We start from the raw sequence: 11,985 nt of genomic DNA on the forward strand, positions 1-11,985 counted from the left end.
AAAGAATAATATGAAAAATGAAATGTTAGCACTCATTCTCGCCGGAGGACAAGGCACTCGACTCGGAAAATTGACTCAGAGCATTGCGAAACCTGCTGTTCAATTTGGAGGTCGTTACCGTATTATTGACTTTGCGCTTTCAAATTGTGCGAATTCAGGTATTAATAATGTTGGAGTTATTACTCAGTATCAACCGCTGGAACTCAATACTCATATTGGAAACGGATCTAGCTGGGGACTAGATGGTATCGATTCGGGAGTAACTGTATTACAGCCATATTCTGCAACAGAAGGTAATCGCTGGTTTCAAGGTACCAGCCACGCTATCTATCAAAATATTGACTACATTGATCGTATTAATCCAGAATATGTACTCATTCTCTCTGGGGACCACATCTATAAAATGAACTATGATGACATGCTACAGACGCATAAAGATAATTTAGCAAGCCTAACAGTCGCTGTTTTAGATGTTCCTTTAAAAGAAGCAAGCCGTTTTGGAATTATGAATACTGATTCAAACGACCGTATTGTCGAATTTGAAGAAAAACCTGAACATCCTAAGTCAACAAAGGCTTCAATGGGAATATACATTTTTGACTGGAAGAGATTACGGACAGTTTTAATTGATGGTGAAAAGAACGGCATAGACATGTCAGACTTTGGTAAAAATGTTATACCAGCATACCTTGAATCGGGTGAACGTGTTTATACCTATAATTTTGATGGGTATTGGAAAGATGTTGGTACTATTGAATCCCTTTGGGAAGCTAATATGGAATATATTGGAGAAGATAACAAATTACATAGTCGTGATCGTTCATGGAAAATCTATTCTAAAAATTTGATTGCACCACCTAATTTCATGACAGAAGATGCAAATGTTAAAGATTCTTTAGTTGTAGATGGATGCTTTGTTGCAGGAAATGTTGAGCACTCCATTTCATCAACTAATGTCCAGGTAAAACCAAATGCTATTATTAAAGACTCCTTTGTTATGAGTGGCGCGACTATCGGTGAAGGTGCAAAGATAAATCGAGCTATTATCGGTGAGGATGCTGTTATTGGTGATGGTGTTGTGATTGATGGAAGTAAAGAAGTAGAAGTTATTGGTTATAAAGAAGTAGCGGGGGTTCCAAATGAAGATTGATAAATATACTGCGATTTTAGGAAATACTGTTAGTTACCCAGATATGCACAGTTTGACGGATAATCGTCCGCTTGCTTCTCTACCTTTTGATGGTAAGTATCGTTTAATTGATTTTCAATTATCCTCTTTAGCTAATGCAGGCGTTAGAAGTATTTATGGTATTTTTCGTGGGAATAATGTTCGCTCTGTTTTTGACCATATTAGAAGTGGTCGTGAGTGGGGCTTAGGTACACTGTTGAGTCACTATTCTTTAGGATTCTATGATACAGACGATGATACTCGTACAGTCAATGGGGATTATTACGATCAAATTTTAACTTACTTGAGGCGTTCGGGTAGCGACCAGACGATATATATGAGTTGTGATATGCTTTGTAATATTGACTTAAGTCAAGTAATCCACTTGCATAATGCAAATGGTGCGCAAGCCACCGTGGTTTATAAAAAAATGCCGAGATCAGCTATTGCAGAGGCTAATCAAGTCTTGACCATTGATGAATCTGATCATGTAGTGAGTCTAGGTAAAGCTGTAGATAATGACGATAACCAAAAAATGTCTGCTGAGATTTATGTTATCGATACACCTTGGTTAATCGAAAAAATGGAAGAGGAAGCTCAAAATAATGAACCACGTAAACTCCGCTTCTTACTTCGTGATTTAATTGTTGAAAGTAATGCTTTGGCTTTTGAATACACTGGTTATTTGTCAAACATTTCTTCTATTAAATCCTATTATGATGCTAACATGGACATGTTAACACCAAATAAATTTTATTCGCTCTTCTTTTCAAACCAAAAAGTTTATACTAAGGTGAAAAATGAGGAAGCTACTTATTTTGATAAACAATCAAATGTCTCTAATTCGCAACTAGCCTCTGGAAGTATTATTAAAGGTTATTTAGACCATTCTATCGTTTCTAGAAATTGTCTCCTTGAAAAAGGGACTCGAGTAGTCAATAGTATTATCTTTCCAAAAGTAAAAATCGGAGAAGGGGCAACCATTGAAAATACTATTATTGACAAATGCGTTAAGGTTGCATCCGGAGTTACATTGAAAGGTAGTTTAGATAAACCGTTAGTGATTCCTAAATTTTCAGAGATTAATGAGGATATTATACAATGAAAATAATGTTTGTTGCGGCAGAGGGTGCTCCCTTTGCTAAAACAGGTGGTTTGGGAGATGTGATTGGCGCACTCCCAAAATCACTTAGTAAAAAAGGTCATGATGTCGCTGTTGTCATGCCATATTATGATATGGTAGACCAAAAATTTGGAGACCAAATAGAAAACCTCATGTATTTCTATACAGATGTTGGCTGGCGTCATCAATATGTAGGAGTTAAGAGACTTTCTCAAGATAATGTTACGTTCTACTTTATTGATAATCAATATTATTTTTATAGAGGTCATGTCTATGGTGATTGGGATGATGGGGAGCGTTTTGCTTATTTCCAATTAGCTGCTTTAGAGTTGATGGAGAAAATCGATTTTATTCCCGATGTCTTACACGTCCATGATTATCATACAGCAATGATTCCTTTCTTATTGAAAGAGAAGTACCACTGGATTCAGGCCTATAATAATATAAGAGCAGTTTTTACTATTCACAATATTGAATTTCAAGGGCAGTTTGGTCCAGAAATGTTAGGAGATTTATTTGGAGTTGGCGCTGAGAGATATGAAGATGGAACTCTTAGATGGAATAATTGTCTTAATTGGATGAAAGCAGCAATTCTTTACTCAGATAGAGTGACAACGGTATCACCAAGCTACGCAAATGAAATAAAAACTCCAGAATTTGGTAAAGGTTTAGATCAAATTATGCGTATGGAAGCAGGCAAATTATCTGGAATTGTAAATGGTATTGATAGCGATTTGTTAAATCCAGAAACAGATGCTTTTTTGCCATATCATTTTTCAAAAAGCAACTTAGAGGGCAAAATTAAAAATAAGTTGGCTTTACAGGAAAATTTGGGCTTACCTCAAGATAAAAATGTACCATTAATTGGTATTGTTTCACGACTTACCGATCAAAAAGGATTTGATATTATTGCTTCTGAATTGGACAATATGCTTCAACAAGATATTCAAATGGTTATTTTAGGAACAGGCTATCACCATTTTGAAGAAACGTTCTCTTATTTTGCTAGTCGTTACCCTGAAAAACTATCTGCTAATATTACTTTTGACTTAAGATTAGCGCAACAGATTTATGCGGCTTCAGATATCTTCATGATGCCAAGTGCTTTTGAACCTTGTGGTCTCTCGCAGATGATGGCTATGAGATATGGTAGCTTGCCCTTGGTACATGAAGTTGGAGGATTAAAAGATACTGTGGTAGCCTTCAATCAATTTGATGGTAGTGGTACAGGTTTTTCATTTAATCATTTTTCAGGCTATTGGTTAATGCAAACTCTAAAACTAGCATTAGAAGTTTATAATGATTATCCTGAAGCGTGGAAAAAGTTACAATGGCAAGCTATGTCAAAAGATTTTTCATGGGATACAGCATGTGTTGCTTACGAACAACTGTATCAGCAACTACAATAATCACCCTATTTTAGTGATTAGTTGATAAGCTTATCGAATCTCTATGCTAAACGTTTCTTATGTAAAACCACTTTAGTATAGAGATTTTATTATCCTATAAGGTAAAATATTATTAATGTAAAGAGACACTATATCAAAAATAAAGTGTTGTCATATCTTAATAAGGGATTAAATTAAAGCTAAAAAAACTAAAAATTGTTATTTGAAAAGGATTGTGTAAACCATCTCAAACTATTTCATGAAAACGTAATCAAATGAGGAAATTCATTGACATGCACAAGAAATAGGAATAAAATAACGGAGTAAATATTTTTTAAAGGAGAATTCTATTATGAATTTAGCTATTTTAGCACTTGGTTTCGCCGTGATGGGTGTTTCAATCGGTGAAGGAATTTTGGTTGCAAATATTGCCAAATCAGCGGCTCGTCAGCCTGAAATGTTTAGCAAACTGCAAACATTGATGTTTACAGGTGTGGCCTTCATTGAAGGTACCTTCTTCGTTCTATTTGCGTTTACATTCTTAGTAAGATAGACGACAATTTAGAAAAAAAGGAGGGATGAGGATTGGAATCTACAAGTAATCCAACCGTATCTTTTTTAGGCATTGATTTTGATTTAACCATCCTAGCTATGTCTCTCTTGACAATTACTATTATCTTTATCTTAGTCTTCTGGGCTAGTCGTAAGATGACAATAAAACCAAAAGGTAAGCAGAATGTCTTAGAATATGTCTATGAGCTTGTTAATAATACAATCTCACAAAATTTAGGACACTATACTAAAAATTATAGTTTATTGATGTTTATTTTATTCAGTTTTGTCTTCATTGCTAACAACTTAGGATTGATGACATCATTGAAAACACATGAGCATAATTTTTGGACATCTCCGACCGCTAATTTTGGTGTAGATATTACATTATCATTATTAGTAGCATTTATTTGTCATATTGAAGGTATTCGCAAAAAAGGAATTGGTGGTTATCTCAAAGGTTTCTTATCACCAACACCAGCAATGCTTCCGATGAATTTATTGGAAGAAGTTACTAATGTTGCTTCATTAGCATTGCGTCTTTTTGGTAATATCTTTTCTGGTGAAGTTGTCACTGGATTACTTTTACAACTTGCAGTTTTATCACCATTTACAGGTCCACTAGCTTTTGCATTGAATATCGTTTGGACAGCATTCTCAATGTTTATTGGTTTCATCCAAGCGTATGTGTTCATTATCTTGAGCTCAAGTTATATTGGACACAAAGTTCATGGTGACGAAGAAGAATAAGAAAAGAGAGGAGAAATATGTCAATACTTATTAATAGTACAACGATTGGTGATATCATTATCGTATCTGGCTCTGTGCTTCTCTTATTTATCTTAATTAAGACTTTTGCATGGAAACAAATCACAGGTATTTTTGAAGCCCGTGAACAAAAGATAGCTAATGATATTGATACTGCTGAACAGGCACGTCAACAAGCTGAAGCTTTTGCAACTAAGCGCGAGGAAGAACTATCTAACGCTAAAACTGAAGCTAATCAAATCATTGATAACGCTAAAGAGACAGGTCTTGCAAAAGGTGATCAAATTATTTCAGAAGCAAAAACTGAAGCTGATCGATTAAAAGAAAAAGCACATCAAGATATTGCCCAAAATAAGGCAGAAGCACTAGCAGATGTTAAGGGTGAAGTAGCAGATTTAACAGTTTTATTAGCTGAAAAAATTATGGTATCAAATCTTGATAAAGAAGCTCAGAGTAATCTCATTGATAGCTATATTAAAAAGCTAGGAGATGCCTAATGAATAAAAAGACGCAGGCTCTAATTGAGCAATATTCAAAAAGCCTTGTTGAAGTTGCCATTGAACATAAAATTGTTGAAAAAATCCAACAAGAAGTAGCAGCTTTAATTGATATTTTTGAAACAAGCGAGCTTGAGGGTGTCCTGTCAAGTCTTGCCGTTTCACATGATGAAAAACAACATTTTGTGAAGACATTGCAAACATCATGTTCAACTTATCTTGTTAATTTCCTTGAGGTTATTGTACAAAATGAACGTGAAGCACTTCTATATCCTATTTTGAAATCAGTTGATCAGGAACTTATCAAAGTGAATGGTCAATATCCAATTCAAATTACAACTGCAGTTGCTTTGTCTCCAGAACAAAAAGAACGTCTTTTTGATATTGCTAAAACTAAATTAGCTTTACCAAATGGACAGTTAGTTGAGCACATTGACCCATCTATTGTTGGTGGATTTGTTGTCAATGCAAACAATAAAGTAATTGATGCAAGTGTTCGTAATCAATTACATCAATTTAAAATGAAATTAAAATAGAAAGTGGTGTGACTTTTGGCAATTAATGCACAAGAAATTAGCGCTTTAATTAAAAAGCAAATTGAAGACTTCCAGCCAAATTTTGACGTCACAGAAACTGGTATTGTTACATATATCGGTGATGGTATTGCTCGTGCTCGTGGGCTAGATAATGCTATGAGTGGAGAACTTCTTGAATTTTCAAATGGTGCGTACGGTATGGCTCAAAACCTTGAGTCTAATGACGTGGGTATCATTATTTTGGGTGATTTCTCAGAAATTCGTGAAGGTGATGTGGTAAAACGTACTGGTAAAATTATGGAAGTACCAGTAGGGGAAGCTATGATTGGACGTGTCGTCAATCCGCTTGGTCAACCAGTTGATGGACTAGGTGAAATTGAGACGACAGCAACACGCCCAGTTGAAACACCAGCACCTGGTGTTATGCAACGTAAATCAGTTTTTGAGCCTCTTCAAACAGGTCTCAAAGCGATTGATGCTTTGGTTCCTATCGGACGTGGTCAACGCGAATTGATTATCGGTGACCGCCAAACTGGTAAGACGTCTGTAGCGATTGATGCAATCTTGAATCAAAAAGGTCAAGATATGATCTGTATCTATGTGGCTATCGGTCAAAAAGAGTCTACAGTACGTACACAAGTTGAAACTTTGCGTAAATACGGTGCCCTTGATTATACAATCGTTGTGACAGCTTCAGCATCACAACCATCTCCATTACTTTTCATTGCTCCATATGCAGGAGTAGCAATGGCTGAGGAATTCATGTATAACGGGAAACACGTTTTGATTGTTTATGATGATTTATCAAAACAAGCCGTAGCTTATCGTGAACTTTCGCTTCTTCTTCGCCGTCCTCCAGGTCGCGAAGCTTACCCAGGGGATGTTTTCTACCTTCATAGTCGTCTTTTGGAACGTTCAGCTAAAGTATCAGATGCTTTAGGTGGAGGTTCGATTACAGCGCTTCCGTTCATTGAAACACAAGCAGGTGATATCTCAGCATATATTGCTACAAACGTTATTTCAATTACTGACGGCCAAATTTTCTTGCAAGAAAATCTCTTTAACTCAGGTATTCGTCCAGCGATTGATGCAGGTTCATCAGTATCTCGTGTTGGTGGTGCAGCGCAAATTAAAGCGATGAAGAGAGTTGCAGGTACGCTTCGTCTAGATCTTGCTTCTTATCGCGAACTTGAGGCATTCACTCAATTTGGTTCAGACCTTGATGCAGCAACACAAGCAAAACTAAATCGTGGTCGTCGCACAGTGGAAGTGTTAAAACAACCATTACACAAACCATTACCAGTTGAGAAACAAGTTGTGATTTTATATGCTCTAACACATGGATTCCTTGATGATGTACCTGTAAATGATATTTTAGCTTTTGAAGAAGCTTTGTATGATTACTTTGATGCTCATTATGATAATCTCTTCGAAACAATCCGCACAACAAAAGATTTACCAGAAGAAGCAGAATTAGATGCTGCTATTCAAGCATTTAAAGATCAATCACAATTTAAATAATAGGAGGGTTCTAATATGGCAGGCTCTCTTAGTGAAATTAAAGACAAGATTCTCTCTACAGAAAAAACAAGTAAGATTACTAGTGCGATGCAGATGGTCTCATCTGCTAAGTTGGTTAAATCTGAACAAGCTGCTAGAGATTTTCAAGTGTATGCCTCTAAAATTCGTCAAATTACTACTAACCTCTTAAAGTCAGACTTAGTATCTGGATCAGATAACCCTATGTTATCTTCACGTCCGGTGAAGAAAACAGGTTATATTGTTATTACTTCTGATAAGGGTTTAGTTGGTGGTTACAATTCAAAAATCTTAAAAGCGATGATGGACACTATAACTGACTATCATACTGAGAATGATGATTATGCCATCATTTCAATTGGTAGTGTTGGTTCTGATTTTTTCAAAGCACGTGGAATGAATGTTTCTTTCGAATTACGTGGTTTAGAGGACCAACCAAGTTTTGATCAAGTTGGTAAAATTATTGCTCAAGCAGTTGAAATGTACAAAAATGAGTTGTTCGATGAATTATATGTTTGCTACAATCACCATGTTAACAGTTTAACTAGCCAAGTCAGAATGCAACAAATGCTTCCTATCAAAGAATTGGATGCAGAAGAGGCTTCTGAGGATAGAGTGATTACTGGTTTTGAACTTGAGCCAAACCGTGAAGTTATATTGGAGCAATTATTGCCTCAATATACTGAGAGTTTGATTTATGGAGCTATTATTGATGCTAAAACAGCAGAGCATGCGGCTGGTATGACAGCTATGCAGACTGCAACTGATAATGCTAAAAATGTTATCAATGATTTAACTATTCAATATAACCGCGCTCGTCAAGCAGCTATCACACAGGAAATTACAGAAATTGTTGCAGGTGCTAATGCACTTGAATAATTAATTAGTCTATAGAAAAAATAGTGAACAAAGGTATTTTAAATCCTTTGTATCATATGATAAGGAGAAATACATGAGCTCAGGCAAAATTGCTCAGGTAGTTGGACCTGTCGTTGACGTTGTATTTGCAAGTGGCGACAAACTTCCTGAGATTAATAATGCATTGATTGTCTATAAAAATGGCGATAAGTCACAAAAAGTAGTACTTGAAGTTGCTCTTGAACTTGGTGACGGCCTCGTTCGTACAATCGCTATGGAATCAACTGATGGGCTTACACGTGGTTTGGAAGTATTAGATACTGGTCGCGCAATTAGTGTGCCGGTTGGTAAGGATACTTTGGGTCGTGTCTTCAACGTTCTTGGAGATGCTATTGACCTTGAAGAGCCTTTTGCAGAAGATGCAGAACGTCAACCAATCCATAAAAAAGCACCATCGTTTGATGAATTATCAACATCATCAGAAATCTTAGAAACTGGTATTAAAGTTATTGACTTATTAGCACCTTACTTAAAAGGTGGTAAAGTTGGACTTTTCGGTGGTGCAGGTGTTGGTAAAACCGTTCTTATTCAAGAATTAATCCACAACATCGCCCAAGAACATGGTGGTATTTCAGTATTTACTGGTGTAGGAGAACGTACTCGTGAAGGGAATGACCTTTATTGGGAAATGAAAGAATCTGGCGTTATTGAAAAAACGGCTATGGTCTTTGGTCAAATGAATGAACCACCAGGAGCACGTATGCGTGTGGCACTTACTGGTCTTACAATAGCTGAGTACTTCCGTGATGTAGAAGGACAAGATGTGCTTCTCTTCATTGATAATATCTTCCGTTTCACACAAGCTGGGTCAGAAGTGTCAGCGCTTTTAGGTCGTATGCCTTCAGCCGTTGGTTATCAACCAACACTTGCTACAGAAATGGGACAATTACAAGAGCGTATCACTTCAACTAAAAAAGGTTCTGTTACATCAATCCAAGCTATTTATGTGCCAGCAGATGACTATACTGACCCTGCGCCAGCTACAGCCTTTGCTCACTTAGATTCAACAACTAACCTTGAACGTAAATTGACACAAATGGGGATTTATCCAGCCGTTGACCCATTAGCTTCAAGTTCTCGTGCACTCACACCAGAAATCGTTGGAGATGAGCACTATGAAGTTGCAACAGAAGTACAGCGTGTTCTTCAACGTTACCGTGAGTTACAAGATATCATTGCGATTTTAGGTATGGATGAATTATCAGATGAGGAAAAAACGTTAGTTGGACGTGCACGTCGTATCCAATTCTTCCTTTCTCAAAACTTCAATGTTGCAGAAACATTTACTGGTCAACCAGGTTCATATGTTCCGGTTGAAGAAACTGTTCGCGGATTCAAAGAAATCCTAGATGGTAAACATGATCAAATTCCAGAAGATGCCTTCCGTATGGTTGGTGGTATTGAGGATGTTATCGCAAAAGCAGAAAAAATGAACTATTAATGAGGTGATGCTATGGCACAATTGACTGTTCAAGTAGTAACACCAGATGGTATTAGATATGACCATCACGCTAGTCTCATTACTGTTAGAACGCCAGATGGTGAAATGGGAATTTTACCAGGTCACATAAATTTGATTGCTCCCCTTAATGTTCATCAGATGAAGATTAATCGTTCTCATCAAGAAGGTGTAGACTGGGTAGCTGTTAATGGTGGTATAATTGAAGTTAATGAGGATCAGGTGACAATTGTTGCGGATTCAGCAGAACGAGCACGTGATATAGACCTTAACCGTGCAGAACGGGCTAAGGAACGCGCTGAGCGTGCATTAGAAAAAGCTCAAACAACTCAGAATATTGATGAGATGCGTAGAGCTGAGGTTGCTCTTCGTCGCGCAATTAACCGTATTAGCGTCGGTAAAAAGTAGAAAAATGGTCTAATTAGTTTTGTGACTAATTAGGCTTTTTTAGTGTATAATAGAAGGCATGAATATGATATTAAATATAGTAACTATAGTTAGTAATTTTATTTTTATTGCCCTTTTTTATCAACTTTTTGTAGATTTATTTGACTGGTCTAAAATGATTAAAATGTCCCCTCAAAACATCTCAAAATTAAAAGTTTTTATTTTGTTGATAAGTATAGTTGGTGGCTATGTGGTTAGTCATTTTTTATTGGAAGTGATTCAGTTGTGTCAATCAATCTTTTGGGCTCTCCAATAAAGGAAATATTAGCTGAACTATGATATAATCAACTTACTATTGTTATAAGAATGGAGATTCAAATGGATAAAATTATTGTGGAAGGTGGGCAAACGCAGCTTCAAGGTCAAGTTGTTATTGAAGGAGCTAAAAATGCAGTTTTACCTCTTTTAGCAGCCACAATTTTACCAAGCCAAGGGAAAACATTGTTGACCAATGTTCCTATCTTGTCTGATGTATTTACAATGAACAATGTTGTTCGTGGTTTAGATATTCAAGTTGACTTTAATTGCGATAAAAAAGAAATCTTAGTGGATGCCTCAGGTGATATTTTAGATGTTGCACCTTATGAATTTGTTAGTCAAATGAGAGCTTCTATTGTTGTTTTGGGACCTATTTTAGCTAGAAATGGCCATGCTAAGGTTTCAATGCCAGGCGGTTGTACAATTGGTAGCCGACCAATTGACCTTCATCTTAAAGGTTTAGAAGCTATGGGAGCTACGATTACACAAAATGGTGGTGATATTACTGCCCAAGCTGAAAAGCTTAAGGGAGCTAATATATACATGGATTTTCCCTCAGTCGGTGCCACTCAAAACTTAATGATGGCTGCTACACTTGCTTCAGGCACAACAACGATAGAGAATGCTGCACGTGAACCAGAAATTGTAGACCTTGCGCAGTTACTAAATAAAATGGGAGCTAAAGTAAAGGGTGCTGGTACGGAAACATTAACGATCATTGGTGTTGATGCTTTACATGGTACAGAACATGATGTTGTCCAAGATCGTATTGAAGCTGGAACCTTTATGGTGGCAGCTGCTATGACTTCTGGAAATGTTCTAGTAAAGGATGCTATTTGGGAACATAACCGTCCTTTAATCTCTAAATTGATGGAGATGGGTGTTGAAGTGTCAGAGGAAGAAGATGGTATTCGTGTAAAAGCTGATACTAAAAAATTGAAGCCAGTGACTGTGAAAACACTCCCTCATCCAGGATTTCCTACTGATATGCAAGCTCAATTTACAGCTCTAATGGCAGTAGTTAATGGCGAATCAACTATGATTGAGACAGTTTTTGAAAATCGTTTTCAACATTTGGAAGAAATGCGTCGCATGGGATTACAAACGGAAATTTTACGAGATACTGCAATGATTCATGGTGGGAGAGCTTTACAAGGTGCACCGGTCATGTCTACTGACTTACGAGCTAGTGCAGCTTTAATCTTGGCAGGAATGGTTGCGCAAGGGCAAACAGTAGTTGGCCAATTAACCCATTTAGACCGTGGTTATTATCAATTCCATGAAAAATTAGCGGCTCTTGGTGCTAATATTAAACGTGTAAGTGAGGCGTAA

General features: G+C 36.7%; 13 protein-coding genes. All 13 read left to right on the top strand.

Translation table 11 applies throughout. The annotated features are described in order from the left end of the window. The first annotated feature begins 10 nt into the window (after positions 1–10). Positions 11–1,150, top strand: coding sequence for a glucose-1-phosphate adenylyltransferase (locus EGX96_RS09805; RefSeq protein ID WP_000787291.1), 1,140 nt, complete (start codon positions 11–13; stop codon positions 1,148–1,150). Continuing rightward, positions 1,140–2,273 (top strand): glucose-1-phosphate adenylyltransferase subunit GlgD, encoded by a 1,134-nt coding sequence (glgD, locus tag EGX96_RS09810; protein WP_000687087.1) that lies wholly within the window; start codon positions 1,140–1,142, stop codon positions 2,271–2,273. The genes EGX96_RS09805 and glgD overlap by 11 nt, the downstream gene beginning before the upstream one ends. Next, on the top strand, positions 2,270–3,700 hold the full coding sequence (glgA, locus tag EGX96_RS09815; RefSeq protein ID WP_000699858.1) for a glycogen synthase GlgA: 1,431 nt from the start codon (positions 2,270–2,272) through the stop codon (positions 3,698–3,700). Before glgD ends, glgA begins: the two co-directional genes overlap by 4 nt. 331 nt (positions 3,701–4,031) lie before the next feature. Beyond that, positions 4,032–4,232 (top strand): F0F1 ATP synthase subunit C, encoded by a 201-nt coding sequence (locus tag EGX96_RS09820; protein WP_001046538.1) that lies wholly within the window; start codon positions 4,032–4,034, stop codon positions 4,230–4,232. A gap of 32 nt (positions 4,233–4,264) precedes the next feature. Next, positions 4,265–4,981 carry a F0F1 ATP synthase subunit A gene (atpB, locus tag EGX96_RS09825; protein ID WP_000446421.1) on the top strand — a complete coding sequence of 239 codons (717 nt, stop codon included), beginning with the start codon at positions 4,265–4,267 and terminating at the stop codon, positions 4,979–4,981. A gap of 17 nt (positions 4,982–4,998) precedes the next feature. Further along, positions 4,999–5,496: a F0F1 ATP synthase subunit B gene (gene atpF, locus EGX96_RS09830; protein ID WP_000025478.1), complete on the top strand. Its 498-nt coding sequence runs from the start codon at positions 4,999–5,001 to the stop codon at positions 5,494–5,496. After that, complete coding sequence (locus EGX96_RS09835; protein ID WP_001036760.1) at positions 5,496–6,032, top strand: F0F1 ATP synthase subunit delta; 537 nt, start codon at positions 5,496–5,498, stop codon at positions 6,030–6,032. The genes atpF and EGX96_RS09835 overlap by 1 nt, the downstream gene beginning before the upstream one ends. Before the next feature lie 15 nt (positions 6,033–6,047). Continuing rightward, on the top strand, positions 6,048–7,553 hold the full coding sequence (atpA, locus tag EGX96_RS09840) for a F0F1 ATP synthase subunit alpha (protein ID WP_000996613.1): 1,506 nt from the start codon (positions 6,048–6,050) through the stop codon (positions 7,551–7,553). 15 nt (positions 7,554–7,568) lie between these two features. Further along, positions 7,569–8,450, top strand: a complete 882-nt coding sequence (locus EGX96_RS09845; RefSeq protein ID WP_000919085.1) for a F0F1 ATP synthase subunit gamma — start codon at positions 7,569–7,571, stop codon at positions 8,448–8,450. A 73-nt stretch (positions 8,451–8,523) separates the two neighbouring features. Continuing rightward, positions 8,524–9,930, top strand: a complete 1,407-nt coding sequence (atpD, locus tag EGX96_RS09850) for a F0F1 ATP synthase subunit beta (RefSeq protein WP_000094375.1) — start codon at positions 8,524–8,526, stop codon at positions 9,928–9,930. A gap of 12 nt (positions 9,931–9,942) precedes the next feature. After that, positions 9,943–10,356, top strand: coding sequence for a F0F1 ATP synthase subunit epsilon (locus EGX96_RS09855; RefSeq protein WP_000068054.1), 414 nt, complete (start codon positions 9,943–9,945; stop codon positions 10,354–10,356). A 64-nt stretch (positions 10,357–10,420) separates the two neighbouring features. Then, positions 10,421–10,651, top strand: coding sequence for a DUF1146 family protein (locus EGX96_RS09860; protein WP_000602601.1), 231 nt, complete (start codon positions 10,421–10,423; stop codon positions 10,649–10,651). Between the two features lie 62 nt (positions 10,652–10,713). After that, on the top strand, positions 10,714–11,985 hold the full coding sequence (murA, locus tag EGX96_RS09865) for a UDP-N-acetylglucosamine 1-carboxyvinyltransferase (protein WP_000357877.1): 1,272 nt from the start codon (positions 10,714–10,716) through the stop codon (positions 11,983–11,985).

The organism is Streptococcus sp. FDAARGOS_520 (assembly GCF_003812685.1).
Classification (GTDB): domain Bacteria; phylum Bacillota; class Bacilli; order Lactobacillales; family Streptococcaceae; genus Streptococcus; species Streptococcus agalactiae.

Coding starts and splice junctions, on each gene's coding strand:
- EGX96_RS09805 (WP_000787291.1), top strand. CDS start 11: ATGAAAAATGAAATGTTAGCACTCATTCTCGCCGGAGGACAAGGCACT.
- glgD (WP_000687087.1), top strand. CDS start 1,140: ATGAAGATTGATAAATATACTGCGATTTTAGGAAATACTGTTAGTTAC.
- glgA (WP_000699858.1), top strand. CDS start 2,270: ATGAAAATAATGTTTGTTGCGGCAGAGGGTGCTCCCTTTGCTAAAACA.
- EGX96_RS09820 (WP_001046538.1), top strand. CDS start 4,032: ATGAATTTAGCTATTTTAGCACTTGGTTTCGCCGTGATGGGTGTTTCA.
- atpF (WP_000025478.1), top strand. CDS start 4,999: ATGTCAATACTTATTAATAGTACAACGATTGGTGATATCATTATCGTA.
- EGX96_RS09835 (WP_001036760.1), top strand. CDS start 5,496: ATGAATAAAAAGACGCAGGCTCTAATTGAGCAATATTCAAAAAGCCTT.
- EGX96_RS09845 (WP_000919085.1), top strand. CDS start 7,569: ATGGCAGGCTCTCTTAGTGAAATTAAAGACAAGATTCTCTCTACAGAA.
- atpD (WP_000094375.1), top strand. CDS start 8,524: ATGAGCTCAGGCAAAATTGCTCAGGTAGTTGGACCTGTCGTTGACGTT.
- EGX96_RS09855 (WP_000068054.1), top strand. CDS start 9,943: ATGGCACAATTGACTGTTCAAGTAGTAACACCAGATGGTATTAGATAT.
- EGX96_RS09860 (WP_000602601.1), top strand. CDS start 10,421: ATGATATTAAATATAGTAACTATAGTTAGTAATTTTATTTTTATTGCC.
- murA (WP_000357877.1), top strand. CDS start 10,714: ATGGATAAAATTATTGTGGAAGGTGGGCAAACGCAGCTTCAAGGTCAA.